General features: G+C 73.9%; 25 protein-coding genes. 10 read left to right on the top strand and 15 right to left on the bottom strand.

What is annotated here, in order from left to right:
• Positions 1–85: 85 nt before the first annotated feature.
• From AB0953_RS33085 to AB0953_RS33055, 7 genes are all read right to left on the bottom strand, one after another.
• Complete coding sequence (locus AB0953_RS33085) at positions 86–463, bottom strand: DUF5335 family protein (protein ID WP_366863285.1); 378 nt, start codon at positions 461–463, stop codon at positions 86–88.
• Positions 464–480: 17 nt separating this feature from the next.
• The gene (gene clpB / locus AB0953_RS33080) at positions 481–3,129 is read right to left on the bottom strand and encodes an ATP-dependent chaperone ClpB (RefSeq protein ID WP_366863284.1); all 2,649 of its coding nucleotides are present in this window, start codon (positions 3,127–3,129) and stop codon (positions 481–483) included.
• A gap of 5 nt (positions 3,130–3,134) precedes the next feature.
• Positions 3,135–3,476: a chaperone modulator CbpM gene (locus AB0953_RS33075; protein WP_366863283.1), complete on the bottom strand. Its 342-nt coding sequence runs from the start codon at positions 3,474–3,476 to the stop codon at positions 3,135–3,137.
• Positions 3,477–3,482: 6 nt separating this feature from the next.
• Positions 3,483–4,469 carry a DnaJ C-terminal domain-containing protein gene (locus AB0953_RS33070; protein ID WP_366863282.1) on the bottom strand — a complete coding sequence of 329 codons (987 nt, stop codon included), beginning with the start codon at positions 4,467–4,469 and terminating at the stop codon, positions 3,483–3,485.
• Between the two features lie 9 nt (positions 4,470–4,478).
• The gene (locus tag AB0953_RS33065) at positions 4,479–5,084 is read right to left on the bottom strand and encodes a nucleotide exchange factor GrpE (RefSeq protein WP_366863281.1); all 606 of its coding nucleotides are present in this window, start codon (positions 5,082–5,084) and stop codon (positions 4,479–4,481) included.
• Between the two features lie 121 nt (positions 5,085–5,205).
• On the bottom strand, positions 5,206–7,104 hold the full coding sequence (gene dnaK / locus AB0953_RS33060) for a molecular chaperone DnaK (protein ID WP_366863280.1): 1,899 nt from the start codon (positions 7,102–7,104) through the stop codon (positions 5,206–5,208).
• Positions 7,105–7,310: 206 nt separating this feature from the next.
• A complete protein-coding gene (locus AB0953_RS33055; RefSeq protein WP_366863279.1) occupies positions 7,311–7,946 on the bottom strand; it encodes an Hsp20/alpha crystallin family protein in 636 nt (211 codons plus the stop codon).
• Positions 7,947–8,131: 185 nt separating this feature from the next.
• Between AB0953_RS33055 and AB0953_RS33050 the strand changes: the two genes are divergently transcribed.
• Positions 8,132–8,434: a hypothetical protein gene (locus tag AB0953_RS33050; protein WP_366863278.1), complete on the top strand. Its 303-nt coding sequence runs from the start codon at positions 8,132–8,134 to the stop codon at positions 8,432–8,434.
• Positions 8,435–8,453: 19 nt separating this feature from the next.
• On the opposite strand, the gene AB0953_RS33045 is transcribed toward AB0953_RS33050, so the two are convergent.
• From AB0953_RS33045 to AB0953_RS33035, 3 genes are all read right to left on the bottom strand, one after another.
• The gene (locus AB0953_RS33045; RefSeq protein WP_366863277.1) at positions 8,454–8,720 is read right to left on the bottom strand and encodes a hypothetical protein; all 267 of its coding nucleotides are present in this window, start codon (positions 8,718–8,720) and stop codon (positions 8,454–8,456) included.
• A gap of 100 nt (positions 8,721–8,820) precedes the next feature.
• Positions 8,821–9,435: a carbohydrate-binding module family 20 domain-containing protein gene (locus tag AB0953_RS33040; protein WP_366863276.1), complete on the bottom strand. Its 615-nt coding sequence runs from the start codon at positions 9,433–9,435 to the stop codon at positions 8,821–8,823.
• Positions 9,436–9,517: 82 nt separating this feature from the next.
• Entirely contained in the window at positions 9,518–10,825 is a 1,308-nt protein-coding gene (locus AB0953_RS33035) for a geranylgeranyl reductase family protein (protein WP_366863275.1), read from the bottom strand.
• A 241-nt stretch (positions 10,826–11,066) separates the two neighbouring features.
• On the opposite strand from AB0953_RS33035, the gene AB0953_RS33030 reads away from it, so the two are divergent.
• From AB0953_RS33030 to AB0953_RS33020, 3 genes are all read left to right on the top strand, one after another.
• Positions 11,067–11,345 carry a hypothetical protein gene (locus AB0953_RS33030; RefSeq protein WP_366863274.1) on the top strand — a complete coding sequence of 93 codons (279 nt, stop codon included), beginning with the start codon at positions 11,067–11,069 and terminating at the stop codon, positions 11,343–11,345.
• A gap of 11 nt (positions 11,346–11,356) precedes the next feature.
• Positions 11,357–11,611 (top strand): hypothetical protein, encoded by a 255-nt coding sequence (locus tag AB0953_RS33025; protein ID WP_366863273.1) that lies wholly within the window; start codon positions 11,357–11,359, stop codon positions 11,609–11,611.
• A gap of 168 nt (positions 11,612–11,779) precedes the next feature.
• Positions 11,780–12,979, top strand: a complete 1,200-nt coding sequence (locus AB0953_RS33020; protein ID WP_366863272.1) for a hypothetical protein — start codon at positions 11,780–11,782, stop codon at positions 12,977–12,979.
• Positions 12,980–13,048: 69 nt separating this feature from the next.
• Here AB0953_RS33020 and AB0953_RS33015 read toward each other — a convergent pair whose 3' ends face one another.
• Positions 13,049–14,452 carry a PIG-L family deacetylase gene (locus AB0953_RS33015; protein WP_366863271.1) on the bottom strand — a complete coding sequence of 468 codons (1,404 nt, stop codon included), beginning with the start codon at positions 14,450–14,452 and terminating at the stop codon, positions 13,049–13,051.
• A gap of 259 nt (positions 14,453–14,711) precedes the next feature.
• Positions 14,712–14,930, bottom strand: a complete 219-nt coding sequence (locus AB0953_RS33010) for a hypothetical protein (protein ID WP_366863270.1) — start codon at positions 14,928–14,930, stop codon at positions 14,712–14,714.
• 303 nt (positions 14,931–15,233) lie between these two features.
• Between AB0953_RS33010 and AB0953_RS33005 the strand changes: the two genes are divergently transcribed.
• Both AB0953_RS33005 and AB0953_RS33000 read left to right on the top strand, forming a co-directional pair.
• The gene (locus tag AB0953_RS33005; protein WP_366863269.1) at positions 15,234–17,318 is read left to right on the top strand and encodes a SpoIIE family protein phosphatase; all 2,085 of its coding nucleotides are present in this window, start codon (positions 15,234–15,236) and stop codon (positions 17,316–17,318) included.
• 148 nt (positions 17,319–17,466) lie between these two features.
• Positions 17,467–18,207 (top strand): class I SAM-dependent methyltransferase, encoded by a 741-nt coding sequence (locus AB0953_RS33000; protein WP_366863268.1) that lies wholly within the window; start codon positions 17,467–17,469, stop codon positions 18,205–18,207.
• A gap of 311 nt (positions 18,208–18,518) precedes the next feature.
• On the opposite strand, the gene AB0953_RS32995 is transcribed toward AB0953_RS33000, so the two are convergent.
• Positions 18,519–19,034 carry a hypothetical protein gene (locus tag AB0953_RS32995; protein WP_366863267.1) on the bottom strand — a complete coding sequence of 172 codons (516 nt, stop codon included), beginning with the start codon at positions 19,032–19,034 and terminating at the stop codon, positions 18,519–18,521.
• A 195-nt stretch (positions 19,035–19,229) separates the two neighbouring features.
• Complete coding sequence (locus tag AB0953_RS32990; protein WP_366863266.1) at positions 19,230–19,790, bottom strand: hemerythrin domain-containing protein; 561 nt, start codon at positions 19,788–19,790, stop codon at positions 19,230–19,232.
• A 263-nt stretch (positions 19,791–20,053) separates the two neighbouring features.
• Between AB0953_RS32990 and AB0953_RS32985 the strand changes: the two genes are divergently transcribed.
• The 4 genes from AB0953_RS32985 (at position 20,054) to AB0953_RS32970 (ending at position 25,084) form a co-directional block, all read left to right on the top strand.
• On the top strand, positions 20,054–21,031 hold the full coding sequence (locus AB0953_RS32985; protein WP_366863265.1) for a hypothetical protein: 978 nt from the start codon (positions 20,054–20,056) through the stop codon (positions 21,029–21,031).
• 340 nt (positions 21,032–21,371) lie between these two features.
• Positions 21,372–21,911 carry a 2Fe-2S iron-sulfur cluster-binding protein gene (locus AB0953_RS32980; RefSeq protein WP_366863288.1) on the top strand — a complete coding sequence of 180 codons (540 nt, stop codon included), beginning with the start codon at positions 21,372–21,374 and terminating at the stop codon, positions 21,909–21,911.
• Positions 21,908–22,918 carry a xanthine dehydrogenase family protein subunit M gene (locus tag AB0953_RS32975; RefSeq protein WP_366863264.1) on the top strand — a complete coding sequence of 337 codons (1,011 nt, stop codon included), beginning with the start codon at positions 21,908–21,910 and terminating at the stop codon, positions 22,916–22,918. The genes AB0953_RS32980 and AB0953_RS32975 overlap by 4 nt, the downstream gene beginning before the upstream one ends.
• Before the next feature lie 30 nt (positions 22,919–22,948).
• The gene (locus AB0953_RS32970; protein WP_366863263.1) at positions 22,949–25,084 is read left to right on the top strand and encodes a xanthine dehydrogenase family protein molybdopterin-binding subunit; all 2,136 of its coding nucleotides are present in this window, start codon (positions 22,949–22,951) and stop codon (positions 25,082–25,084) included.
• Between the two features lie 62 nt (positions 25,085–25,146).
• On the opposite strand, the gene AB0953_RS32965 is transcribed toward AB0953_RS32970, so the two are convergent.
• Positions 25,147–26,301: a hypothetical protein gene (locus tag AB0953_RS32965; protein ID WP_366863262.1), complete on the bottom strand. Its 1,155-nt coding sequence runs from the start codon at positions 26,299–26,301 to the stop codon at positions 25,147–25,149.
• Positions 26,302–26,392 lie beyond the last annotated feature (91 nt).

Genomic DNA, 26,392 nt, shown 5'->3' with positions numbered 1-26,392 from the left:
CGTTCTTGGTCGGGACGGGACGGGACCGGGACGTCAGGGGACCTTCGTGGCACGCGGCCACACGGGCCGACCTCCGTTCAGCCGTCTAGCGGGTGGTGCCGTTGTCAGGCGCCTGCGTGTCGGCGGCCGGGAAGAAGGTGATCAGGGTGGCGGTGCCGTCGGGGTCCAGAACGCGGACGGCCGCCTCACGGACGTCGGGTGTCGATGTGTCGACTCCCTTCGGGTGCGGCACCATGTGGCGCAGCACGACGGGGTAGCGCGGCGGACGGCCGCCGACCCCGACCACCACGACATCGTTCTTCGGGTCGTAGGCGACGTAGGAGAAGGGCAGCCGTTCGGCCTCGTACTGGTGCCCGATCTCGGGGTCCAGCACTTCGATCGTGGCGAGTTCTCCGGCGTGAGAAGCGGTCACCTCCTCGAGCAGGGCCCTCCATCCGCTGCGGTCGGGCGACGTGTCGGTCATGGTGGCATCCTTCCTCTTCACAGGTTTCCGGCCGCAGCCGCCGCAGCCGGCTCCCGCGGCGCGTCGACGCCGATGGCGAGGGAGCCGCCTTCGACGTCCACGGTGAGCGTGGAGCCGTCGGCGATGTCGCCGGCGAGCAGGGCCCGGCCGATGCGGGTTTCGACCTCGCGCTGGATGAACCGGCGCAGGGGCCGGGCTCCGTAGACCGGGTCGAACCCCTCGGCCGCGATGTGGCGGCGGGCCGCCTCGGTGAGGACGAGCGACAGCCTGCGGTCGGCGAGCCGGCGGCGCAGGTCCTCGGTGAGCAGGTCCACGACGCGCTCGATCTCCGGGAGCGTCAGCGGCTTGAAGAGGACCACGTCGTCGACCCGGTTGAGGAACTCCGGCCGGAAGTGACGGCGCAGCTCCTCCATGACGGCCGCTCGCGCTCCTTCCTTGATCTCGCCGTCCGGGGTGACCCCTTCGAGCAGGTGCTGGGAGCCGATGTTGCTCGTCATGACGATCACGGTGTTGCGGAAGTCGACCGTGTGGCCCTGGGCGTCGGTCAGCCGCCCGTCGTCGAGGAGCTGGAGCAGCGTGTTGAAGACGTCCGCGTGGGCCTTCTCCACCTCGTCCAGCAGCACCACCGAGTACGGCTTGCGGCGTACCGCCTCGGTGAGCTGGCCGCCTTCCTCGTAGCCGACGTATCCGGGCGGAGCGCCGACGAGACGGCTGACGGTGTGCCGCTCCTGGTACTCGCTCATGTCGAGGCGGACCATGTTGTCCTCGGTGTCGAAGAGGGCCGCGGCCAGGGTCCTGGCCAGCTCCGTCTTGCCGACGCCGGTCGGACCGAGGAAGAGGAAGGACCCGATCGGCCGGCGCGGGTCCTTGACCCCGGCGCGGGCGCGGATGACCGCGTCCGCCACGAGGCGGACGGCTTCGTCCTGGCCGATGACCCGCTCGTGGAGGATCTCGTCCAGGCGCAGCAGCTTCTGCCGTTCCCCTTCCAGGAGCCGGCTGACGGGGATGCCCGTCCAGCGGGCGACGATGGTGGCGATCTCGTCCTCGGTGACCACCTCCCGCAGGAGCCGCTGCCCGCCGCGCTCGGCGGCGAGCTGCTCCTCCGCCGCCTGGAGCCGGCGTTCGAGGTCGGGCAGGCTGCCGTGGCGCAGCTCGGCCGCGCGGGTGAGGTCGTAGGAGCGCTCCGCCTCCTCGGCCTCGTAGCGGATGTGCTCGATCTCCTCACGCAGCGTCTGGACCGTGCGCAGGGCCGCCCGTTCGGCCTCCCACTGGGCGCGGAGGGCGTCGGCGCGGGAGCGGGCGGCGGCCAGCTCCTCGCGCAGGCCGGTCAGCCGGGTCCGGCCGGCCGGGTCGTCCTCGGTGGCGAGCGCCGCCTCCTCGATCTCCAGGCGCCGCACCCGCCGGCTGAGTTCGTCGAGTTCCGCCGGCATCGAGTCGATCTCCGTGCGGAGCATCGCGCAGGCCTCGTCGACGAGGTCGATGGCCTTGTCGGGCAGGAACCGGTCGGAGATGTACCGGTGCGAGAGCGTGACGGCGGCGACGACGGCGCTGTCCTGGATCTTGACCCCGTGGAAGACCTCGAGGCGTTCGCGCAGGCCGCGCAGGATGGAGACGGCGTCCTCCTCGCTCGGCTCGTCGACCATCACCGGCTGGAAGCGGCGTTCGAGCGCGGCGTCCTTCTCCACGTGCTTGCGGTATTCGTCGAGGGTGGTGGCGCCGATCATGTGCAGTTCGCCGCGGGCCAGCAGCGGCTTGAGCATGTTCCCCGCGTCCATGGCGCCTTCCGCGGCGCCGGCGCCCACGACCGTGTGCATCTCGTCGACGAAGAGCAGGATCCGCCCGGATGCGGCGGTCACCTCGTGGAGCACGGCCTTGAGCCGTTCCTCGAACTCGCCGCGGTACTTGGCGCCGGCCACGAGGGACCCCATGTCCAGGGCGAAGACGATCTTGTCGCGGAGTCCCTCCGGAACGTCGCCGTGGGCGATGCGCTGGGCCAGCCCCTCCGCGATGGCGGTCTTGCCCACTCCGGGATCGCCGATCAGTACCGGGTTGTTCTTCGTCTTGCGGGAAAGGATCTGCACCACGCGGCGGATCTCGGCGTCCCGGCCGACGACCGGGTCCAGCTTGCCGGAGCGGGCCTCGGCGACGAGGTCGCGGCCGTACTTCTCCAGCGCCTCGTAGGTGGCTTCGGGCGTCGCCGAGGTCACGCGCTGGTTGCCGCGTACCGCGGTGAGCGCGTCCAGGAAGCGCTCCCGGTTCAGGCCCTGGTCGCGCAGGATGCGGCCGACCGCGGTGCCGGTGTCCTCGGCGAGCAGGGCCAGCATCAGGTGCTCGACGGACACGTACTCGTCCTTGAGCCGTCCGGCCTCCTGCTCGGCGGTGTCCAGGAGCCGTGACAGGCGCTGCGTCAGGAACACCTGGCCGGGCGAGGCTCCGGGGCCGGACACCCGCGGCCGGCGGCCGAGCGCGGCCTCGACCTCGGCGCGGGTCTGGTCCGCGTCGGCGCCCGCGGAGGCGAGCAGCCGGGGGACCAGCCCGTCGCTCTGGTCGAGCAGGGCGAGCAGGAGGTGTTCTCCGTCGACCTCCACGTGGCCGAAGCGCAGTGCCTTCGTCTGGGCGTCCTGCAGGGCTTCCTGGGACTTCTGGGTCAGTCGGTTCATGTCCACGGTCTTCACCTCCCGTCAACGATGCCGCGCCGCGGTGGCGCGGCCTCGAGTTCTTCGATGCGCTCCAGCAGGTCCAGGACCACCGCCACGGCGGTGTAGTTCAGTCCGAGATCCGTGCGCAGGCGTTGGATGCGTGCCACCCGTACGAGATGGGCGCTGCCGAACCACGTCCCTCCCGCCGGGTCGCCGTCGGGCTCCAACAGGCCCAGTGCGACGTAGCGGCGCACCAGTTCCGGGTGCAGGCCGGTCACGGCGGCGAATTCGCCGAGGGTGGCGCGGGCCCGGCGGCGGGCGCAGGCCCGTACGATCGGGTAGGTCGCGGCGCCGTTCCGCGGGTGCTCTGCCATCGCCGCTCACCCCCTTCCCGTGGTGCCGCGGTTCGCCCGCGGGTCGAACCGGGACTGCTCGGCCAGACGCCGGAACAGCTCGCGTTCGGCGGGCTCCGGATCGGGCGGAACCATGATCTTCACCTGGGCGTACAGGTCGCCCGCGGTACCCCGGGGGCTGGGCAGGCCGCGCCCCCGCAGCCGCAGCCGGCGCCCGCTGGAGGAGCCGGGCGGCAGGTCCACCCGCGCCGGCCCGCCGGGGGTCTCCACCGGGACCGAGGCCCCGAGCGCAGCCTCCCAGGGCGTGACCGGCAGGTCGACGGTGATGTCGCGGCCCTCCACGCGGTAGCGGGGGTGCGGGGCCAGGCGCACGACCAGGTAGAGGTCACCGGACGGGCCGCCCCCGCTTCCGCTGCCGCCCTGCCCGGCGAGGCGGATGCGCTGCCCGTCGGTGACACCGGGCGGGATGTTCACCTCGTAGCTGCGGGGGCCGGCGGCAGTGGCCAGGGTGACGGTCCGCCGGCCGCCGGCGTACGCGTCCTCCACGCTCAGCGCGATCTCGGCCCGCTGGTCGGCGCCGGGCATGCCGGCGCGGGCGTACCCGCCGCCGAAGCCCCTGCCGCCGAACAGGTCGCCGAACAGGTCCTCGAACCCCGTGCCTCCCCCGCCGCCGAAGCCCGCGCCTGCGCCCGCGCCGCCGGTGCCGAAGCCGACGAAGTCCGGTCCGCCGGCCTGGGCGTACGCCCGCCGGCCGTCGCCGCGGCCGGCCGAGCGGCCCGCGGCCACCTGCTGCCAGGCGTCGCCGAACCGGTCGTACTCGGCCCTGCGCTCCGGGTCCGAGAGGACGTCGTACGCCTCGCCGATCTCCTTGAACCGCTCTTCAGCACCCGGCTCCTTGTTCAGGTCGGGGTGCCAGCGGCGCGCGAGGTTGCGGTAGGCGCGCTGGATCTCCTCGGCGGTGGCGTCCCGGGCCACGCCGAGCACTTCGTAGTAGTCGCGGTTCGCGGTCGCCATGGGGGATCCTCACTCCTGCGATCGGTTCGCCACCGACACCATCGCCGGACGCAGCAGCCCGCCTTCCCGGTCGTAGCCCGGACGCAGGACGCGCAGGACGCTGCCCGGCGTGGCGTCCGGCTCGTCGAGGACCTGCGCGGCCTCGTGGCGGGAGGGGTCGAAGGGCTCGCCCGTTTCGGCGATGCGGCGGTAGCCCAGCTGGGCCAGTACGCCGAACGCCTGCTGGCAGACCGCCTCCACCCCGGCCAGGACCGACTTCGGATCCGCATCGGCGTGCTGGAGCGCCAGCTCCAGGTGGTCCAGGACCGGCAGCCAGGCGGCGGTCACGCGGTCCCGCTCGCTCTGGCGCACGTCCTCGAGCTGTCGTGCGCAGCGCTTGCGGAGGTTCTCCGTCTCCGCCACCGCCCGCTGCCAACGGTCGCGCAGTTCGGCGACCTCGGCGTCGTCTTGGACGGCCGCCCGGACACCGGCCCGGGTCCCGGTGTCGGTGCCGGGGTCGGTGCCGTTGTCGGGTGCCGCCCCGTGACGGCCGTCGGGGGGCGGGGCGGGCGCGTCGGCGGCGGGCCGGTTCTCGTCCTGCAGCCACGGCCGGGCCTCTGCCTGCTTGTCGTTCATGGTTCACCTCGCTCGCCCCGCTGTACGTTCGCCGGCCGCCGCCGGGCCGGTCGCCCGGCGGCTGCCCTGCCCTCTGCGCTCCTTGCGGCCCTGGTCCGCATGCGCCTTCTGTCCTGCGCCGTCATCGCGTCGTGTACTCGGCGTCGATGACGTCGTCTCCGTCGGCCGCGCCCCCGGCACCAGGAGCTCCCGGGCCGCCGCCGGCACCGCCGTCCGCACCTGGGCCACCGCCGGGCGAGGCGAGGCCGTGCAGGACCTGCTGCAGGTCCGAGGTCAGCGACCGGACGCGGTCCAGCGGCGCCTCCTCCTTCACGGCCTGGCGGGCATCGGCGATCAGCGCCTCGGCGCGGGCCTTGTCGTGGACGGCGACCGCGTCGCCCAGCTCGCCCAGCCGCCGCTCGACCTGGTAGGCGGCACTGTCCAGTTCGTTGCGCGCCTCGACCAGCGCACGCATCCGGACGTCCTCCTCCCGGTTGCGCTCGGCCTCCTGGAGCATCCGCTGGACCTCGGCCTCGTCCAGGGTGCCGCTGCCCGAGACCGTGATGCTCTGCTCGGCGCCGGTGTCCTTGTCCTTCGCCGACACGCTGAGGATGCCGTTGGCGTCGATGTCGAAGGTGACCTCGATCTGGGGCACGCCCCGCGGCGCCGGACGGATGTTGTCCAGGCGAACCCGGCCCAGGACCCGGTTGTCCGCGGCCCGCTCCCGCTCGCCCTGCAGCACGACCACGTCCACGGCCGGCTGGTTGTCCTCGGCGGTGGTGAACACCTCGCCGCGCCGGGTGGGGACGGTCGTGTTGCGCTCGATCAGCTTCGTCATCAGACCGCCGAGCGTCTCCACGCCGAGGGAGAGCGGCGTGACGTCGAGCAGCAGCACGTCCTTGACCTCGCCCTGGAGCACCGCGGCCTGGACCGCCGCCCCGAGCGCGACCACCTCGTCGGGGTTGACCGACATGTTGGGTTCCTTGCCGCCGGTGAGCCGGCGCACGAGCGTCTGGACCGCCGGAATGCGGGTGGAACCGCCGACCAGGATCACCTCGTCGAGATCGTCCGCGGTCACCTTGCCGTCGGCCATCGCCTGGCGCACGGGACCCATGCACCGCTCGACCAGGTCGGCGGTGATCTGCTCGAAGGTCGCCCGGGTCACGGTGGCCGTCAGGTGCTTGGGGCCCGAGGCGTCCGCGGTGACGAACGGCAGGCTGATCTGGGTCTGCGCGGCGCTGGACAGCTCCACCTTGGCCTTCTCCGCCGCCTCGTAGAGCCGTTGCAGGGCCTGCGGGTCGTTGCGGAGGTCGATGCCGTTCTGCTGCTTGAACTCCTCCGCGAGGTGGTCCACCAGGCGGCGGTCGAAGTCGTCGCCGCCGAGGTGGGTGTCGCCGGCGGTGGAGCGGACCTCCACGACTCCGTCGCCCACGTCCAGGATGCTGACGTCGAAGGTCCCGCCGCCCAGGTCGAAGACCAGCACCGTTTCGTGCTTCTTCTTGTCCAGCCCGTAGGCGAGCGCGGCCGCGGTCGGCTCGTTGATGATGCGCAGCACCTCCAGGCCCGCGATGCGTCCCGCGTCCTTCGTTGCCTGGCGCTGGGCGTCGTTGAAGTACGCCGGAACCGTGATCACCGCTTGGGTGACCTTCTCACCGAGCTGCTTGGAGGCATCGTCGGCGAGCTTGCGCAGCACCGCGGCCGAGATCTCCTCCGGCGCGTAGGACTTCCCCCGTACGGAGAACCGGACAGCACCCTCGGGGCCGGCGACGACCTCGTAGGAGACCTGCTCGGCCTCGGTGCCGATCTCGCCGACACGCCGGCCCATGAAGCGCTTGGCCGAATACACGGTGCCCTGGGGGTTCAGCACCGCCTGCCGGCGCGCCAGCTGTCCGACGAGGCGGTCGCCGGCGTCGGTGAACGCCACGACGGAAGGCGTGGTGCGCCCGCCTTCGGTGTTGGGGATCACTGCCGGGCTTCCGCCCTCGTACGAGGCAATGACGGAGTTCGTCGTCCCCAGGTCGATACCCACAGCCTTGGCCATCGTCGTGGCCTCCTGTTCTGATCGCATAGCCGTCTTGTGGTCAGTTCAGTCCATATGTCTGATCTGATTCCGGGATAAAACTTGAGTGGCCTCTTGTCAAGAATGTGGCGCTGGTCAATGTCAGTGACGGCGGGGGCCCAGACGACGCACCGCCCGTGCCGACACTCACGACGGCACGGGCGGTGACAGAACGCATGCGGCTCGGGTCAGAGGCCCGACTCCGGCTCTCCCGGCGTGGCCGTGCCGGGAGTGCCGCCGGCGGCGCGGCCGGCCTGTTCCTCCTCGGCCCGCGCCGTGGCGCCCGCGACGAAGGTGTTGTGCGCTTCGACCGGGGTCATGCCGCTCTCACCCCCGAGTTCACCGGGCGTCTTCCCCTCGGTGCGCTGCTCCTTGTGCCCGATCTCGATCTTGTGGCGCTGCTGCCGGCTCGTCTTCGGGATGGTCAGGGTGAGCACGCCGTCGGTGAGGTCGGCGTCGCAACGCTCGGGGTCCGCTCCGGTCGGCAGACTCGTCCGGTACATGAAGGCGGCCCGCCGGTTGCTGAGGACCTTGCCGTGGTGTTCCTCGGACAGCTCGCCGCTGACGATCAGCTCCTCGCCCTCGACCTCGATGTCGATGCTGTCGGCCGGGTAGCCGGGCAGCTCGAGCTTGACGGTGTACGAGTCGCCGCTCTCGGCTTCCTCGGCCATCGGCAGCCAGACCCCGCCGCCCGCGGCGGGCGCCGCGGCCTGCTCCAGATACCGGCCCATCTGGTCCCACATGCTCTCGAACTCGGTGAAGGGGTCCCGCCCCCGCAGCACAGCACCAGGACTGCTGCCGTGTCGTCGGATCGGCAGTACCATCGCCGTCACCTCCCGTGGTGATCCCCGGGCGGCGGGAGAGCCTCCCGGTACCGGGCGCCTAACCGCGCCATCAGCGGCTAAACGCATGCGCCGCGTCGTTCTGCGGGCCGGCTGCACAGGGCCGGAGGGGCGACTCCCCGCCCCGCCTCCGCGCCCGCGGCCCGGCCGGTCACTAGCCTGCCCCCATGACTGCCTCCGCCGAGCCCGGCCGGGCCGCCGTCCCCGAGCGGTACACGATCGTGCTGCACCCGGGCCCGCCCGCCGACCCCGGCTCCGAAGCCGAACGGGGCCGCGAGACCGTCCTGCGCACCGCCCGCGTCGAGCTCACCGGTGCGCTCGGCGCCTCCGGCTATCCGCGCTACGCCGGTGAGGGGGTGCAGGCCGAGATCGATCCGGAGACGCGGGCGGTCGAGGCGGTGACCGTGGACGGCGCCGAGCTCCCCTTCGGCTGGACCGCCGGGCTGGCCGAGGAATCCCGCCCGGGCTGAGGGACGCGGCGCAGGGCGCTCAGAGCAGCCGCAGCGCCGCCTCGCACGCGTGGCACCGCCGCTCCTCCAGCGCGGGCGGGTACCACGGCTCGCCCGGTGCCTCCGGCCGGTAGTGCGCGTGCTCCATCGGGTCGGTGTCCTTCCCGCACAGCGTGCGGGGCGCCGGGTCCTCCGGTACGTCCGGGTCGGCGCCGGCCGCGTGGACCCGGACCACGACGGGCTCGACGCCGTCGGGGCCGATGGCGCGGTCCGGTTCCAGCTCGAACAGGACGATGATCGATCCCATACCCGCAGGATGCTGCACCGCGCGCGGGCACACACCCCGGGACGGCCTTCCGTGGACCCGGACGGGAGCCGAGGCCCGCACCGGAGCGGACTGCGCGCCGTCAGCAGTGGCTGACGGCCACCGGGTGGTTCTCGTACGGGCCGTACCCGGGGAAGGTGGCGGTCGCGGCGGCGACCTCCCGGCAGGTCGACGTGCTGCCGTCGCGGTAGAGCACCTGGAGGGTGTACGCGCCGCCGCAGCCGTTGAAGACGGAGGTGTAGCGCCAGCTCTCGGACCAGCCGGCACACGTCGGCGCGATGCCGGAGGCCGGCGTGCCGGCACTGACCCGGAAGGTGTCGCGGGTGGTGACGGGGGCGTCCCAGGGTCGCAGGAGACGGTTCGCGCCTTCCTCCCAGGTGATCGTTCCGTCGGCCTTCTTCACCAGGTACTTGTACTCGACCGGGGTGTGGGAGGCGACGAGCGCGTCGGCGGTCCAGGCCGGGTAGCCGTGCGCGTCGAGGGGCACGGCCCGTGCCGGATCCCAGGCTCCGAGGGCCGGAGCGTCGCCGACGGCGAAGACCTGGTCGCCCCAGTCGGTCCGGGTCGTCACCTGGAAGTGGATCGGCGTCTGCGCCGGGGCGTCCGCGGCGGCGGGCGGCGAAGCGCTGAAGAGGAGGGCGCCGGCCAGCGCCGCCGCCGCGCCGGCGCTCGCGTGCCGGCGTCTCGGTCCCTGCATGGATTCGGGTCCCTTCACGGGTGGTCGAGGAGCGGCCTCACCCTATCCAGGCCTGCAAGATGTTGCAGCAATTTTCAGAAAATCAACGTCGTGGGGTGGGAACGAGGCGGAGCAGGGTGTGCAGGACGGCGTCGATGGTGTCCTGGGCGGGTTCGTCGGTCACCTGCGTGAGGAGACGGGCCAGGGTGTGGAGGAGTGCGGGCGAGGCCATGACCCGCGGGTGGAGCAGGGGCCGGAAGCCGTAGCGGGAGAAGACGAGGTCCCCGGCGAGGTTGCCGAGCCGGTAGTAGCGGCCCCAGCGGCGGCGGATCTGCGCCGGGTAGTGCTGCAGGGCGTGTTCACGCCGTGGTCCGGCGGGCCGCGCGAGGGCCAGGGCGATGGTGTCGGCGGCGACCTCCGCGGCTTCCATGGCCTGCGCGATGCCTTCTCCGCTCCAGGGGCTGACCATGCCGGCGCTGTCGCCGACCAGGAGCAGTCCCCGCCGGTATTGCGGCCGCCGGTTCAGGCCCATCGGCAGGGGTGCGCTGCGCAGGGGCGAGGCGGCGCTTTCCTCGCACAGGCCCCAGTGCTCGGGGGTGCGCCGCAGCCAGTGTTCCAGCGCGGCGCGGAGGTCCACCGGCCGGTCGTGGCGGTGCTGCGGCAGGGCGCCCAGGCCCACGTTGACGCGCCCGTCCCCCAGGGGGAACACCCAGCCGTATCCGGGCAGGTCCCGTCCGGTGCCCGGGCAGCGCAGGTCGGCCCACAGCTCCAGGTAGGGGTCGTGGGTGCGGGCCGCGCTGCGGTAGTACCGGCGGGCGGCGGCCGCGACGGGCCGGTGCGTGTCGCGCTGGAGCCCGAGGGCCAGGGCCGTCCGCGCGGAGGCGCCGTCGGCCGCGACGACGAGCGGCGCCCGGTAGCGCACCGGCTCCCCATCCGGTCCGCGCGTGGCGCAGACCCCGATGACGTGGCCGGCCCGGTCCGTCAGCGGAGCCGTCACTTTGACGCGGGTGTGCACGCGCGCACCGGCGCTGCGGGCGTGCGCGGCGAGCAGGTCGTCGAAGTCGTGGCGGCTGCGGGTGAGCCCGAAGTCGGGCAGGGTGCCCAGGCGTGGCCAGTCGAGTTCGACCTGGTGTCCGCCGCACACCCAGCGCATGCCCCGGTTGCGCATCCACCCCGGCGCGTTGATGTCGATGCCCATGCGCACCAGTTGGTGGACGCCGCGAGGGGTGAGTCCGTCGCCGCAGACCTTCTCCCGGGGGAAATCGCTCTTCTCCAGCAGCAGGACGTCCAGGCCCGCGCGGGCCAGGTGCACCGCCGCGGCGGAACCGGCAGGTCCCGCCCCCACGACGATGACCTGCGCCTCCCCGCCGCCGGTGCCGGCGCCCTCTACAGCATCACGATCAGTGCTCACCCCACCACTATGCGCGCCCGGTGCGGCGACGGCCGCGCAGCGGGGCCGAGACCCCGGCGCCGTTCGCCGCGCCCGGCCCCGCGGGGCCGGTGCGCAGCACGCGGCGGAGCTGCGGGTTGGCGGCTCGCCGGCCGGGAAGACGCCCACCGGCGCACGCAGGCCGCACCGTGACCGGCGGCCGCGGCCGCTCGCAGTGCGCACCCCGGGCTCCCCGCCCGGGGCCACCGGAGAGGAGCCCGACATGAGCCGGCCGAAGCGGCAGAACGAAGACGGGTTCGCGCGGGCGCGCGACGAGGAAGAACCCGGAGCCCACTCCGGATCCGAGAGCCAGGCGCACGAGCGCACCGTGCCGGGCACGGCCGGCGCGCGGGAGGGGTACCACCGCGCGGGCACCGGCAGCGGCGAGCCGTTGAAGGGCGTACAGGCGGGGGAGGAGCGGGCGGCGGCCCGCGAGGACGAGGCCGGAGGCGGGAGCGGGCGGCGTCGGCAGAGCGGCGGACCCGGTCCCTCGGGCCGGTGAGGAGGCGCGGCATGCACGTCACCCGGGACCAGGTCCGCGCGCTGCTGGATCCGGCGGGCCGGGACCACTCGCTGGTCCTGCTGGAGGGCCGGACGGAGGTCGTCCCGACGGGCGGCCTGACCTCGCCGCGCTACGCCGGCGCCGTCGAGGTCGTGGCGGGCCGCGACCTCGTCGACGCGCTGGGCTCCTCCGGCGCCCCGGCGGAGGAGGATCTCGACGCGCTGGCCGCACGGCTCGACGCCGAGATCACCGCCCTGGGCGCCTGAGCGGTCGGACCGGGTCCGGTTCGTGGCCGAACGCTCACTGTCGGGTCGAGGGGAACCGGCGTACAAGTGGGGGCTGTGCACCATCGGCGGCCCCCTGCTCGGGGAGGGCGCAGAGGTCTGCCGCACCGTGTTCGTCCCGATCGTTCGTTGCAGGAGCAGGGGGGCATCATGCGCATGCGTTCACGGGCCTGGACCCTGGTGGTCGCGGGCCTGCTCGCCGCGGGAGCGGCTCCGGCGTACGCCGCTGACAGGTCGTCCGCCGAGGAGGCGCCGCCGCCGCCACCCGTGCAGTACACCGTGCAGGACCTCGGCACCCTGGGCGGTACCCGCAGCAAGGCGACCGCCATCGACGGCAACACGGTCGTCGGAAGCTCACTGACCAAGGGCGACGCCGCCGAACACGCCTTCGCCTACGACCTGCGCCGGCACACCATGGCCGATCTCGGCACGCTGGGGCACTCCAGCCGTGCGACCCGCGTGCAGGGGGACTACGCCGTGGGCGAGTCGGACCTCTCCGCCGACGGCCCGACCCATGGTTTCACCTACCACCTGCGGACCGGCCGGCTCGTGGACATCGGCACGCTCGGCGGCAGCAGCACGCACGTCACCGGTCTGGACGGCGACACCGTGGTGGGCACCTCGTCGCTGCCCGGTGACGGGGTCGCCCACGCCTTCGCGTACAGCCTGCGCACCCGGACCATGACCGATCTCGGCAGCCTCGCCGGCCCGTCGGGCGGCAGCACCGCGGCGGCCGTCCGCGGTGCGATCGTCGTGGGCAGCTCCTCCCTGCCGGACACGCCCGCCACCACGGTGCACGGATTCGCGTACGACCTGCGCACGCGGAAGATGACCGATCTCGGCACCCTCGGCGGGAGCTCCAGCACCGCCAACGACATCAGCGGTTCCACGGTGGTCGGCCAGTCGCGAACGGCCGAGAACCGCCTCACCGGATACGCCTACGACCTCCGCACCGGCGTCCGCACGGACCTGGGCTCCCGCCTCCTGACCGCGCAGTTGGTCAGCGGGCGCACCGTGGTCGGCGGCGACGGCATGCTCGCCAGCTCCTTCGACCTCCTGACGCACACGAGTGCCGTGATCGGTACCGGGCGCGGTGTCACCGAGGTCAGGCAGATCGCCGGGAACCTCCTGGTCGGCAACAACTACGCCCCCAACTCCTTCGCCTTCGTCGCCCGCGCCGACAACGGCGGCCTCACCTACCTGGCCTCCCTCGGCGGCCTCAACTCCGCCGCGGCGCAGGCCGACCGCCACGGCACCGTCGCGGGCAGCGCAGCACTTCCGCCCGCCGACCCGTCCTCGGCCAACGGCCCCTTCCACGCCGCGGTCTGGGTGCCCCACACGGCGGCGTAGGGGAGCGGCGCCGCGCCGCTGTTCGGGGAACGCCGGCCCGGACGCCGTCCGGTCGCGTCCGGTCGCCCGTCACCACTGCCAGCGCACCTCCGGCTGGTACGGGCCGCACGGCGCCAGGGTGAGGCGGGGGCGCGGCATCGCGAGGTCGTCCTGGTGCAGGCAGCGGCTGCCCGTTCCGATCCTTCCGTCCGCGTCGCGCCACCACGTCTGGGCGGCCGAACCGCTGCAGGGTGCCATGGCGACCTCCGTCGAAGCGGTCAGACACGCCCCCGACCCGGCGTCTTTGACGGTGGCGCCCGCGAAGGTCCACTGCTGCCCCGGACGCCCGTCGCAGTCGGCCGTCGCCACGGCGGTGCCCGCGAACCGGCCGAGGCCCCTCGTGAGACAGCGCTCGACGGCAGCCTTCGCGTTCGTGTGGCCCATCGCCGACACGATCTCGCCGGGCCGGGGCCGCCGGTGGAACCGCGTGTGCTCCCGGGCCATCCACCGGCGGAAGGCCTGGCTCAGGGCGGGTCGGGCCGGGCAGGGCCCCTTCGGGCATCCCGCGTACCGCAGGTACGCGGCGTAGGCGGCTTCCTTGTCGCGCCGCTGTTGCGGAGTGAGGTTGGCCGGCAGCAGGGAGAGGCCGTAGCCGACGTAGGACGCGACCGCCGGCCGGGCGGGAGCAAGGAAGGCGGCCTTCCTGAAGAACCGCCCTGTCATCTCGTGATCGCTGTGATCGGCCGGATTCGGCGGGCCGACCCCGAAGGTGGTGCTGTCGTAGTCGAGCGTCAGGATGCGCTGCGCCTTCAGGAGCGATACGACGCCGGAGATCACCGAGGTCAGCTCTTCCCTGGTGTACGAGCCCGCTCCGTCCACCGCCCTGATGCGCGCCGTCTGCCCGCGGAACAGCTTCAGCAGGCTCTGCCCCGAGTACCGGGCGCTCCCCGCCCCCTTGGAGAACCCGTCGGGCAGCCGGAGGAAGACCAGCCGCACGTCGGGGCGCTCGTCGAGGACGAAGGACACCAGGCGGTGGCCCCGTACGGTGAGATCGCTGCGGTGCCAGCGGTTCGCCACGCCCGCCATCGCCGCGTACGACGCCCGTAATCCTTCCTCGCGCCGTTGCACGTAGCGGTCTTCGGTGAAGGAGTGTCCGGCGTCTCCGGCGGTCAGGTAGACGGTGCCGACGGCGCACCGGCGGCGGACCAGGCGCTGGACCTCGGGGTTGATGAAGAGCAGATCGTCATCCTGATGGGCGACACCGGTCAGCGTGGGCCGGCACTCCGTACCCGGCTCCACACCTCTGCGGGCTCCTGCCGGCTGCTCACCGGTGGCCAGCGCGACGTCGACCTGCAGGAGGGGGGCGATCGTGCTGAGCGCGATGCCCAGGGCCAGGGGAAGCGCCCGCCACCGGCGCCGCCGCTCGCGCGCAGTACGGCGCAACGGGGCGGCCACGGCTCCCGCGGCCGGTTGGGAATCGGACTCAGACCTCACCTCGGACCCCTTCGGCAGACCCGTCCGTCCTGGCACAGGCAGGCGGCGCCCCGCGAGCCGACTGTGTTGGATCCGATGCTAAGGGTGAGCGTGAGGCGGCAGCGACGCGAGCGGTCCGATCGGCGGAGGAGTCCCCGGCCTGCCGACCCCGCTCACGCCGGGCCCGAAGCGGCGGGCCGGCCGTTCAGGGTCGCCGGGCGGCCCGAAGCCGGCCCTCGGGCCGCCGGGGTGAACCGGCGGCCCGAGGGGATGTGCGGAGTCAGTAGCCGGTCGTGCCGTAGATCCTCTGGCCGTCGTAGGTGCCGCCTTGGCAGTACCAGTAGCCGTTGCTGTGCTTGACGGGGTAGCCGTGGCCGTACTTGCAGTCCCCCCAGGACACCTGGGGCGTGGCCGCGTCGGCCGTGAAGGACGCCGTCGCGCTGATCCCTGCGAAGGCCAGGGTGGCGAGCGCCAGGCCGAGCATTCGTCTGACGTGCATGGTTGCTCCTCTCGGGGTTAGCCCGTTCGGGTAATTCCAGGGTGGCTGCGCGACCCGTCCCCAGGCGCGGTGACTACTCCGAACGGGTGGCGTCGAGGGCGCAGGCCGGCGACCGGCGGTGCCTGCGCCATCACCGTCCGCCAACCGGCGACCGCCGCCTCCGAGGGGGCCGTCGGCGCGCGCGGAGGCCACCGGATCGTCCACGACAGGGTCAGGGAGGAACATGGAGGGAAGACAGCCCTCGACCGGCGCGCCCGAGCCGGCCGCGCGGAGCAGGAGCGTTGAGGCAGGGAGCGTTGAGCCATGGGCGCAGACGAGCCGCTGCAGCACGAGCGCGACCGGGCGGGACCGGCGCCGCCGGGCGGACTGCTCGACCTGCTCAGCGTGGCCGCGATCGTGCTCGACACCCGAGGGCGCATCGTGTTCTGGAGCCCCCAGGCCGAGGAGGTCTTCGGCTACACCGCCAAGGAGGCCCTGGGGCAGTACGCGGCCATGCTGGTCCGCTCCGAACACAGGGACCTGGTGACCAGGCTCTTCGCCGAGGTGATGAACACGGGGGCGAGCTGGGCCGGCGCCTTCCCCATCCGGCACAAGGACGGCAGCACGCGCCTGGTGGAGTTCCGCAACATGCGGCTGCTGGACGACCTCGGCGACACCTACGCCCTGGGCATCGCCGCCGACCGGACCACGCTGCAGCAGGTCGAGACCGACCTGGCGCTCTCCCAGCGCCTGGTCTCGCAGGCTCCCATCGGCATCGCCCTCCTCGACACCGACCTGCGCTACATGCTGATCAACCCGGCGCTGGAGCGCATCAACGGCATCCCGGCCGTCGACCACATCGGCAAGCACCCCCGCGACATCCTGACCTTCCTCGACCTCGACACGATCGAGTCCGCGATGCGCCACGTCCTGCTCACCGGCACGCCCGTGATCGACCAGTACACCGTCGGCCGCACCCCGGCCGACCCCGACCACGATCACGCCTGGTCCGTGTCGTACTTCCGCGTCGAGGGCTCCAGCGGCCGGGTGATCGGCGTGGCGAACTCGGTGGTGGACGTCAGCGAACGCCACCAGGCCACCACCGAGGCGGACCGGGCCCGGCGCCGCCTGTCCGTGATCGCCGACGCCTCCGCCCGCGTGGGCACCACCCTGGAGGTCGAGCACACCGCGAAGGAGCTGGTGGACGTCGCCGTGCCCGACCTCGCCGACGTCGCGACGGTCGACGTCCTCGACGACGTCCTCGCCTTCCGCCCCACCACTCCCTCCCACGAGCCCGGCCCGGAGATGTTCCGGGCACTCGCCGTGGCCGCCGCCTACCCCACCGACGCCACCGCCGCGGCGCTGGCCGTCGGCGACCTCGCCACGTACGGAGCCGACCGGCTGATCACGCGATGCGTCCACACCGGACAGCCCATCGTCGTCGCCCACGCCGACCGCGACGACCTGCAGCACATCGCCCGCGACGCCCAGGCCGCGGCCACCTTCGCCCACGCAGGCGTCCACTCCTACCTCGCAGTACCGCTGATCGCCCGCAACGAAGTACTCGGCGTGCTCGACCTGCTGCGGGCCCGGAACCCCCTGCCCTTCGACGAGGACGACGTCCTCCTCGCCGGGGAGATCGCCGCCCGGGCCGCCGTCGCCATCGACAACGCCCGCTGGCACCAGAGCGTCCGCAACACCGCCGAAACCCTCCAGCGCAGCCTCCTGCCCGGCCAACCGCCCCCGCTCACCGGACTGGACGTGGCCTCCCGCTACCAGCCCGCCCTGGCCACCCAGGAGGTCGGAGGCGACTGGTACGACGTCATCCCCCTCGCCGGCGACAAGACCGCCCTGGTGGTCGGCGACGTCATGGGCAACGGCATCGACGCCGCCGCCACCATGGGCCGCCTGCGCACCGCCACCTGCGCCTTCGCCGACCTCGACCTCGAGCCCGACGAGGTCCTGTACCACCTCGACAAGATCACCCGAGGGCTCGAGCACTACATCGCGACCTGCATCTACGCCGTCTACGACCCCCACGACCACCGCTGCCGCATCGCCAACGCCGGGCACCTGCCGCCCGTCCTCGACGCCGCCGACGGCCACCGCCGACTGCTCGACCTCCCCACCGGCGCGCCGCTCGGCGTCGGCGGCGTCCCGTTCCACACCGCGTCCTTCGAGCTGCGGCCCGGCGACCGGCTGATCCTGTACACCGACGGCCTCGTCGAAACCCGCCACCACCCCATCGACGACCGCCTGGACACGCTGCTGAGCACCCTCGACGAACCGCGCCGGCCCCTGGAGGAGACCTGCGACTGGCTCCTGCACGCCCTGCGCCACCCCGACGACCACGACGACGTCGCCCTCCTCATCGCCGAAGCCAGGCGCGTCCCTCCCGCGCCGGAGTGAACGGCGGCTGTTGGATTCATCTCAGCGGAACGCCGATGATCTTTGTGTTTTCTGCCAGTAAGAATTCGCGCGGACGAGGCAGGAGACTCTCCACCGAGGGCCGCGGCTCGTTAGGGGAGCCGACGCCGCAAATCGAGGGGGAACCACGATGAGTGGTCAGTTGTACGACGGTATCGGCGAAGCCTTCGAGGGCTTCAAGACCCTGCCCGTCATCCGCTACGGGGAGGTACCGGGCTTCCTCGCCCTGGTCGGCGACGTCACGGGCAAGTCCGTCCTCGACATCGCCTGCGGGACCGGCTTCTACAGCCGCGAGCTCAAGCGCCGCGGCGCGTCCCGCGTCTTCGGATTCGACATCTCCGGCGCGATGGTCGACGCGGCCAAGGCGCTGGAGCAGGCCGAGCCCCTGGGCATCGAGTACGAGGTCGGCGACACCGCCACCCTGCGGGAGTTCGACCGGCCGTTCGACGTCGCCGTCGCCGTGCAGGCGTTCAACTACGCCGCGGATGTCGCCGAGATCGAGCGGATGATGCGCAACATCCGGCGCAGCCTGGTGCCCGGCGGCGCGTTCTACCTGTTCGTGCAGGACCCGGCGTTCGACTTCAGCGGCCCGTCGCTGGAGAAGTACGGGTTCCTGTGCGAGGCGACCGGCAAGGACAACGAGATCGGCACCGGAATCCGGCTCACCGCCCTCCTCGACCCGCCGGTCTCCTTCGAGGCCGTCGTGCCGTCGAAGGAGACGTACGAACACACCCTGGAGGCGGCCGGGTTCACCGGCATCGAGTGGGTTCCGCTGCACATCTCGGCCGCCGGCGTGGAGAAGTTCGGCGAGGAGTACTGGGCGGACTACACCGCGAACCCCCCGCTGACCATGATCCGCTGCACGGCCTGACCGCCTGCCCTGACGCCCCGAAGGTCTCCGGCCGCTCCGACGGCCAGGGACCCCGGGGGCAAGGCCGCCGGGCGGCGGCGACCCAGGATGTCCTGCACGCCGTGGCAGCGGTCGTGCCCCGTCCCGTCGACAGCGCGGAGCCCTGGCCGCGCCCCGGCTACAGCGTCCGGACGGCCACGAACAAGCAGGCGGCGACGAAGGCAGCCCCGCAGCAGACCACCAACGCAGGGCCCGCCACTCGCCGGGGCACGTCGTCGAGGACCGCGTGCTGCGGTCGGGCACATGGCCCCGTGACACGGGTCGGGGCCGCCCTACCCCAGGGCGGCGTTCTCGTTGTCCAGCAGTTCCAGCAGCAGCGCCCGGTGGAGCGTGGCGACCGGCTCCAGCAGGTCGGGGTGGCGCAGCAGGGGGGCGGCGTCGTGTTCGCGGGCACCGGGGCGGGTGAGGCGGGTGACCTCACCGGCCTCGCCGCGATCGACGAGGCGGTGGGCGGCGAGGGCGAGGGCGGGGGCCGCGAGGAGGCAGGCGGCCCAGCTGACGACGGTTTCGTCCACCCAGGTCCGCCAGTCGGCGTCGGCGGTGGCTTCGGCGTCGCCGCCGTGATCGGCTCCGGTCAGCCAGTCGAGCCGGGTGCTTCCACCCGGGCCGAGGAGATGCAGGAGCTGTGCGTCGAGCGGCGTCGGGTACCGCAGGGCAGCGGCGAGGGTGACGGCCTGCCGGGCCTGGGCCTCGGCCAGGGCCTGGCTGAACGCGCCCCCCGAGGGCGGGAAGGCGGTCAGCAGCCAGCGCGTGCCGGCGGCTATGACGGGTGTGAGATCGGCGGACACTGCGGCTTCCTCGGGGGCGTGCTCGCCGTGGCCCGTGCCGGGCCCGCGAGCTGCGGCGCGAAGCTGCGCCGCTCCGCTCGTGGGCGACCAGCGTAGCCGGAAGCGGAGGACGTGCGGCATGACGCACGTCACCGTCCGTCCGGGGGGCGGCGGCCCCGCGCGCGCACGTGCGGGCCCGCCGCCCGAGGCGGGGGTTCAGGAGCTGCCGCGGCCGGTCACGAAGTCGCGCGCACGGTCCACCAGGCCGGCACCCGGCGCGAGGAGCTTGCTGGCCGTGGGGCTGCTCGGTGCGGCAGGGTGCGGGCGGGTGGGCGCCATGGCCTTGGCGCGGCGGATCTTGTCACCGAGATCGTCCAGCTGCTGGGGGGTACAGGCTCTCCTCAGCATGGGGAAGAGGTTGGTCTCCTCGTCCTCGATGTGGGCGGTGACCTCCTGCATGAGCTGCTGGAGGAGCGGGGTCATCTCCGCGTCGTCGCTGCTCATCTTCTCCAGCCGCTTGAGCATCTTCTCGACGCGGTCGTGGTCCTCGATCTCCTTGTCGGCCATCCGCCCGCCGCCCTCGACGTGCTCGCGCACCGCCGGGTAGAGGTACTGCTCCTCGGCGACCGAGTGCCGCACCAGCTCGATGGTCATCTCGTCGACGAGATCGCGGAGCTCCTGTCCGGCTCCGGTCATCATCTGCATGCGGCCGAACATCTGCTTCACCTCGCGGTGGTCGGCCATCAGCTCGTCGATCACGTTCCCGCCGTGCCCCATGTCGCCTCCAAGTGTGTTCGGGACGGGCCTGTCCGGCCCGACCTGATGGCTGCCCCGCCGGACCCGGCGGCGCGCGGCCGCACGGGGCGTCTCACCCGCTTGGAGGGGGCACCGGACCCGGGCGGGCGGTCAGCTGCCGCCGTCGGCTGCTGCTCGGGCGTGACCCCGCAGGGCGGTGGACCGGCCACGCGGCGAACCGGCCCCGTCGGCCCCCGGGGCTGCCCGCGCCCCGGTATCAGCATGTCGATCTTCCGCATCGGGCGATGCCACGGCCCGACACCGCGGCCCTGCACGACCACGACCCCGACGCCCTCGCCCGCTACGTCCTGGCCACCGGCAACGCCTGGTGGCGCCGCCGCATCCGCGCGCACGCGCTCGCCGGCCTACCGGAGCCCCGGGTCCCCGGCCTCGCCGACCGGATCAGGGACGCGGGCGAGACGGCGGAGGTGTGCATCGCCCTGCCGGACCTCCTCGCGGACCGAGCGGAGCTCCTGCTACGGCTGCGCGACGGGGAACGGGGCGGGGAGGGTGCGTACGGCGTCGCCGAGGCGGTCCTGCAGGCCCGCGGCCTGCTCGGCGCCCGGACCGCCGCCACGGGCCTGGCGGCGCTCACGGCCTCGCCCCGGCAGCGGTGGCGGGAGATCGGGGAGGCCGGCCTCGGCGCCCAGGTGGAGCACCACGGCGCCCGACGCGGTCCTGGACGGGCTCGGCGAGGACCGACCCGAGGTCCGCCGCTTCGCACCGTACGCGGCACGGTGCAGGCGCACGCACGGAGCGGGACCCGCGGGCTGGACGAGCGGCTCGGCAGCCCGCGGACCAGGGCCGACGGCCTGGACGGGGAACTGCGGCGGGCGCTCGTCCACGCGTACGCTCCCCGGTGCGGGCAGCGGAGCGATCCGCGATGGCTCCTCGAAGCCCTGGGCACCGAGCGACCCGGCCGACCGACCCGGCCGGCCGACCCGGCCGACCGGCTCGCGCGTGCGAGTCCCGCGCCGGCCCCGGCCGCTCTCGCCGCCGGGCACGCCGGTGTCCGCGGGGGAGTACCACCGGCAGGGCGACGGCACCTACCACCGCCACCGCCGACGACGACCGGCACCCTGCCCGCCGGGCACTGGAGGAGGCCGGCTTCCGCCGGATCGACGACAGCCCCCGGCGGCATTCGGGTCACCGGCCTGCGCGGGTACCACTTCGGCAGCCGCGCCCCCGACGTCGACGCCCTGCTGTTCCCCTGGCAGGACTGAGCCGCCGGGAAGGCCGCGACCGGCACCGCCGCGGCCCGTGGGCCTCACCGGGGGCTCGGCAGCGGGACGGCCCCGGCTGCCCCGCGGACGGCTCCCGAGGACGCCCGGTCGGCCGTACGGGGGAGCCTCCCGGAGGCTGCCGGAGGCGTGCGGCGCGTGCGGGCGGGAGAGGGGCCAGGCTGGGCGGTGGGACGGATGTTCCCTCCCCCAACGGACGACAAGGGAGTTCGCCGTGGCCCACGCAACCGACCCGCCCGCACCCCGGCCGGCGCACGGCGGCGATCCCGGACCGGAGACGCACACGCCGGACGCAGCGGTCGGCGGTGCCGCCCGCTCCCGCCTGACCCTGCGCGTCAACGGGGTCCGGCACGACCTCGACCTGGACCACCGCGTCACGCTCCTCGACGCCCTGCGCGAGCACCTCGAGCTGACCGGCGCCAAGAAGGGGTGCGACCACGGACAGTGCGGCGCCTGCACCGTCCTCGTGGACGGACGGCGCGCCAACAGCTGCCTGCTGCTCGCCGTCGCCCTAGACGGCAGCGACATCACCACCGTCGAAGGCCTCGCCGCCCCCGACGGCTCCCTCCACCCGCTCCAGCGCGCCTTCATCGAACACGACGCCTTCCAGTGCGGCTACTGCACCCCCGGCCAGCTCTGCTCCGCCGTCGGCGCGCTCCGCGAGGCCGCCGCCGGACACCCCTCGCACGTCACCCCCACCCCTGCCCAGGCCGGGCCCGCCGCCCTGACCCCCGAGGAGATCAGGGAGCGGCTCAGCGGGAACCTCTGCCGCTGCGGCGCCTACCCCGCGATCGTGCGGGCCGTCGCCGACGCGGCTGCGGACGCCGCAGCCACCGGGACCGGCGCGGAGGCGATCGCATGAAGCCCTTCGCCTACGTGCGCGCCACCAGCCTGCGAGAGGCCGCCGACGCCTACGCCGCCCACCCCGGCTCCCGCTACCTCGCCGGCGGCACGAACCTCGTGGACCTGATGAAACTGGGCGTCGAGACGCCCACCGCCCTCATCGACGTCTCCCGGCTCCCCCTGGGGGAGATCACCGAACTCCCCGACGGGGGCCTGCGCATCGGCGCCACCGTCCGCAACAGCGACCTGGCCGCCGACCCCCGCGTGCGCTCCCGCTACCCGCTGCTCGGGCAGGCCCTGCTCGCCGGCGCCTCCGGCCAGCTGCGCAACGTCGCCACCACCGGCGGCAACCTGCTCCAGCGCACCCGCTGCACCTACTTCCAGGACCCCTCCAAGCCGTGCAACAAGCGCGAGCCCGGCAGCGGCTGCGGGGCCCGCGACGCGATCCACCGCGACCACGCGGTACTCGGGCACTCCGAGCACTGCATCGCCACCCACCCCTCCGACATGGCCGTGGCCCTCGCCGCGCTGGACGCCGAAGTCGAGCTGTACGGCGCACCGGACACCACCCGCACCGTCGCGGCCGCCGAGTTCCACCGGCTCCCGGGCGACCACCCCGAGCAGGACACCGTCATCCGCCCCGGGGAGATCGTCACGGCGGTGCTCCTGCCCGCCGCGGCGCCCGGCTCCGCCTCGCTCTACCGCAAGGCCCGCGAACGCGCCTCGTACGCCTTCGCCCTCGCATCGGTCGCCGTCGTCCTCGACCTCCACGACGGCCGCGTGCGCCGGATCGCCCTCGCCTTCGGCGGCCTCGCCCACCGGCCCTGGCGGGCCACGACGGCCGAGGCGCGGCTGACCGGCGCCGAGCCGCACCCGGACGCGGTCCGCGCGGCCGTCGACGCGGAACTGGCCCGGGCCGAACCCCTGCGCGACAACGCGTACAAGATCCCCCTCGCCCGCAACCTCGCCTGCGACGCCGTCGCCGCGCTGGCCGGTACGCACCCCGGTTCCCCCGCCACGCCGTGAGCGGCGCCACCGACCAGGAACAGGACCACCATGAGCCCCACCTCCGCCACCCTCGACACCACCGCCCGGGCCCTGCTCGGTGAGCCCGTCCCGCGGCGCGAAGGCCGCGAGAAGGTGACCGGCGCCGCCCGCTACGCCGCCGAACGGCACCTGCCGCAGCGGGCCTACGCCTGGCCGGTGCCCGCGACGATCGCCCGCGGGCGGATCACCGCCGTCGACACCGCCGCCGCCCTGGCCCTGCCCGGCGTACTGGGCGTCCTGACCCCGTACGACGCACCCCGCCTGGGCCCCTCCGACGACCCCACGCTCCAACTGCTCCAGGACCTGCGGGTGCCGCACCGCGGGTGGTACGTGGCGCTGGCCATCGCCGACACCCTGGAGGGGGCCCGGGCCGCCGCCGAAGCGGTGCGCGTCACCTACGAGGCGGAGCCCCACGACGTCACCCTGCACGAGGGGCACCCCGGCCTGTACACCCCCGGGGAAGTCAACGGCGGCTACCCGGCGCACCGCGAACAGGGAGACCCCGACGCCGCCTTCGCCGCCGCGCTCGTGCGCGTCGACGCCCGCTACTGCGTGCCGCCCCTGCACAACCACGCGATGGAGCCGCACGCCGCCACCGCGGACTGGGACGCCGGGCGCGGCCACCTCACCGTGTACGACTCCTGCCAGGGCACCACGGTCGTGCGGGCCGTCCTGGCCGGACTGTTCCGGCTGCCGGAGGACCGCATCACCGTCCTGGCCGAGCACGTGGGCGGCGGATTCGGCTCCAAGGGCACACCGCGCCCCCACGTCGTCCTCGCCGTCATGGCCAGCCGCCACTGCGGGCGCCCCGTCACCCTGGCCCTGCCCCGACAGCACATGGCCGCCACCGTCGGCCACCGCGCCCCCACCCTGCACCGCGTCCGGCTCGGCGCCCGCCCCGACGGCGTCCTCACCTCCCTCATCCACGAGGTCACCACGCACACCTCGCAGGTGCGCGAGTTCGTCGAGCAGGCCGCCGTACCCGCCCGGGTGATGTACGCCGTCCAGGACAGCCGCACCACCCACCGCGTCACCGCGCTCGACGTGCCCACCCCCTCCTGGATGCGGGCCCCCGGCGAGACCCCCGGCATGTACGCCCTGGAGTCGGCCATGGACGAGCTGGCCGATGCCCTCGGGATGGACCCGGTCGAGCTGCGCGTACGCAACGAACCGGCCACCGAGCCCGACAGCGGCCGTCCGTTCAGCAGCCGCCACCTCGTGGAGTGCCTGCGCGAGGGCGCACGCCGCTTCGGCTGGCCCGGCCGCCGGCCCCCGCTGCGGGAGGGGCCGCTCCTGATCGGCAGCGGCGTGGCCGCCGCCACCTACCCCGTGTACATCGCCCCCGCCGGCGCCCGGGCCCACGCCCGCCCCGACGGCAGCTACCTCGTCGAGGTCAACGCCACCGACATCGGGACCGGTGCCCGTACGGTCCTCTCCCAGATCGCCGCCGACGCCCTGCGCGTCCCGCTCGACGCGGTCTCGCTGTCCCTCGGCAACAGTGCGCTGCCCCCGGGCCCCGTCGCCGGCGGCTCCACCGGCACGGCGTCCTGGGGCTGGGCGGTGCACGACGCGTGCACCGCCCTGACCGACCGGCTGGCCCGGCACCGGGGGCCGCTGCCCGAGGCAGGGCTCTCCGCCTCCGCCGACACCACCCAGTCCGCGAACCAGAGGTCCCCGTACGCGCGCCACGCCTTCGGGGCGCACTTCGCCGAGGTCCAGGCCGACACGGTCACCGGAGAGGTACGCGTCCGCCGGCTGCTGGGCGTCTTCGCCGCAGGCCGCGTCCTCAACCCCCGCACGGCCCGCTCCCAGTTCATCGGGGGGATGGTGATGGGACTGGGGATGGCCCTGACCGAACACGCCGGCCTGGACCCGGTGTTCGGTGACTTCGCGGAGCGCGACCTGGCCGCCTACCACGTGCCGGCGAACGCCGACGTCCCGGCCGTCGAGGCCCACTGGATCGACGAGCACGACAAGCACCTCAACCCGATGGGCAGCAAGGGGATCGGGGAGATCGGCATCGTCGGGGCCGCGGCGGCGATCGGCAATGCCGTGAGCCAGGCCACCGGCCGACGCCTGCGCGAGCTGCCCCTGACCCCCGACAAAATCCTGTCCGCCCTCACCGCCGACCCGCCCGAGGCGTGACACCCCGCACGCCCCCGGACGTGCCCCTCCCGCAGCGGGCCGGAGGCCGGAGGCCGGCGGTCCTACTGGGCCGCAGGGAGAGACCGCGGCGAGGAGTGGAGGATCTCCAGTCGGCGCTGCGCGGCTTCCGTGGCTCCCGGGCGCCGGCCGGGGACGCGGCGGCGCAGCGAGACCAGGTGCGGGCCGAGGTCGCGAGCCCGCTGCGGGTCCCGGAGTTGCTGCCACTGGTGGTGCGCACGGTCCACTGCGGCCTGGACTGCCGGGGAATCCGGGGCCTGATGGCGAGCGAGGCGGGCGCCGGCGGCCGCCATCCACAACTCGCAGCTCGATCCCGGATCTCCGGCGAGGTGGGCCAGATCGGCCCGCACCTCGAGCCAGTGGACGGCCTGCGCGGATCCCGGACCGTGTGCCTGAAGCGCCCAGGCCTCCCATCGCGCGGCGAGCGAGGCGGCCTCACCGTGCCGGCCGGCGTGCGCGGCGGCGAGGATCGCGGGCAGCGGGCCCTCGGCGGTGGCGTCGAGCGGAGCGGCTGCCGTGTCTGCCGGAGCCGGAGCCGGAGCGGGAGCCGGAGCCGGCGTGCCGTCGACGGCGAGGAGGAGTGCCCCCTCATGGCCGGCCTGGGCGGCGGCCTTCGCGTGCAGCTCGGGCAGCGGCGGGTTCACACCACTGCGCCACGTGCCGGCCACAGCCTTCAGATAGGCCGGCTGGGCGAGCCGACGGCGGGGCAGTGCCGGCGCCACGCGGCCGTAGAGGGACACCCCGTGGCCGAGGGTGAGGCCGTGCGCGCGGATCTGCTCCCACGCATCGGGGTCGGCGATCAGGTCGACGACCACCCTCGTGGAGGCCGGGCGGCGTGGCTTGAGCTCGTTGACCAGCCACTCCCAAGGCAGCGCGGTGTACCGCAGGGTCGCCGGTGTGGTCCGGGCCAAGGCGAGGTGGACGCGCCCGTGTTTGCCGTCGATGTGGAGCTGCCCGATGAGGAACAGGCTCAGCGGACCGGAGGCGGCGGCGGCCGCACGCACGCGGGTGAGCACGGTCTGCTGGTCCGTCGGGTCGGCCAGTTCGACGATCGTGCCCGCCGCGGTTCCGGTCAAGGTACTCGGCGGGACAGCCGCGAGGGTGGGCAGAGTACTGGTGGCGTCGATGAGTCGGCCTTTGCCTGCCGGTGCAGCCGCGAGCAGCAACGCCGTCCCCATCGTGTTCTCCCCTGTGATCACATCAGCACCGTACGCCCTCCCCCTCGACCGGGCCCGACCGGCGTCGAGTGGTGCGGGACCGCGGGGGGCTGCCGGCAGGGCAGGGGCTTGC

This window comes from Streptomyces sp. NPDC046866 (assembly GCF_040704625.1).
GTDB lineage: Bacteria > Actinomycetota > Actinomycetes > Streptomycetales > Streptomycetaceae > Streptomyces.
The sequence above is the reverse complement of the archived record's forward strand: the minus strand, read 5'-3'. Positions and strand labels throughout refer to the sequence as shown.

Coding starts and splice junctions, on each gene's coding strand:
- AB0953_RS33085 (WP_366863285.1), bottom strand. CDS start 463: ATGACCGACACGTCGCCCGACCGCAGCGGATGGAGGGCCCTGCTCGAG.
- AB0953_RS33075 (WP_366863283.1), bottom strand. CDS start 3,476: ATGGCAGAGCACCCGCGGAACGGCGCCGCGACCTACCCGATCGTACGG.
- AB0953_RS33070 (WP_366863282.1), bottom strand. CDS start 4,469: ATGGCGACCGCGAACCGCGACTACTACGAAGTGCTCGGCGTGGCCCGG.
- AB0953_RS33065 (WP_366863281.1), bottom strand. CDS start 5,084: ATGAACGACAAGCAGGCAGAGGCCCGGCCGTGGCTGCAGGACGAGAAC.
- dnaK (WP_366863280.1), bottom strand. CDS start 7,104: ATGGCCAAGGCTGTGGGTATCGACCTGGGGACGACGAACTCCGTCATT.
- AB0953_RS33055 (WP_366863279.1), bottom strand. CDS start 7,946: ATGGTACTGCCGATCCGACGACACGGCAGCAGTCCTGGTGCTGTGCTG.
- AB0953_RS33050 (WP_366863278.1), top strand. CDS start 8,132: ATGACTGCCTCCGCCGAGCCCGGCCGGGCCGCCGTCCCCGAGCGGTAC.
- AB0953_RS33045 (WP_366863277.1), bottom strand. CDS start 8,720: ATGGGATCGATCATCGTCCTGTTCGAGCTGGAACCGGACCGCGCCATC.
- AB0953_RS33040 (WP_366863276.1), bottom strand. CDS start 9,435: ATGCAGGGACCGAGACGCCGGCACGCGAGCGCCGGCGCGGCGGCGGCG.
- AB0953_RS33030 (WP_366863274.1), top strand. CDS start 11,067: ATGAGCCGGCCGAAGCGGCAGAACGAAGACGGGTTCGCGCGGGCGCGC.
- AB0953_RS33025 (WP_366863273.1), top strand. CDS start 11,357: ATGCACGTCACCCGGGACCAGGTCCGCGCGCTGCTGGATCCGGCGGGC.
- AB0953_RS33020 (WP_366863272.1), top strand. CDS start 11,780: ATGCGCATGCGTTCACGGGCCTGGACCCTGGTGGTCGCGGGCCTGCTC.
- AB0953_RS33010 (WP_366863270.1), bottom strand. CDS start 14,930: ATGCACGTCAGACGAATGCTCGGCCTGGCGCTCGCCACCCTGGCCTTC.
- AB0953_RS33005 (WP_366863269.1), top strand. CDS start 15,234: ATGGGCGCAGACGAGCCGCTGCAGCACGAGCGCGACCGGGCGGGACCG.
- AB0953_RS33000 (WP_366863268.1), top strand. CDS start 17,467: ATGAGTGGTCAGTTGTACGACGGTATCGGCGAAGCCTTCGAGGGCTTC.
- AB0953_RS32990 (WP_366863266.1), bottom strand. CDS start 19,790: ATGGGGCACGGCGGGAACGTGATCGACGAGCTGATGGCCGACCACCGC.
- AB0953_RS32985 (WP_366863265.1), top strand. CDS start 20,054: ATGCCACGGCCCGACACCGCGGCCCTGCACGACCACGACCCCGACGCC.
- AB0953_RS32975 (WP_366863264.1), top strand. CDS start 21,908: ATGAAGCCCTTCGCCTACGTGCGCGCCACCAGCCTGCGAGAGGCCGCC.
- AB0953_RS32970 (WP_366863263.1), top strand. CDS start 22,949: ATGAGCCCCACCTCCGCCACCCTCGACACCACCGCCCGGGCCCTGCTC.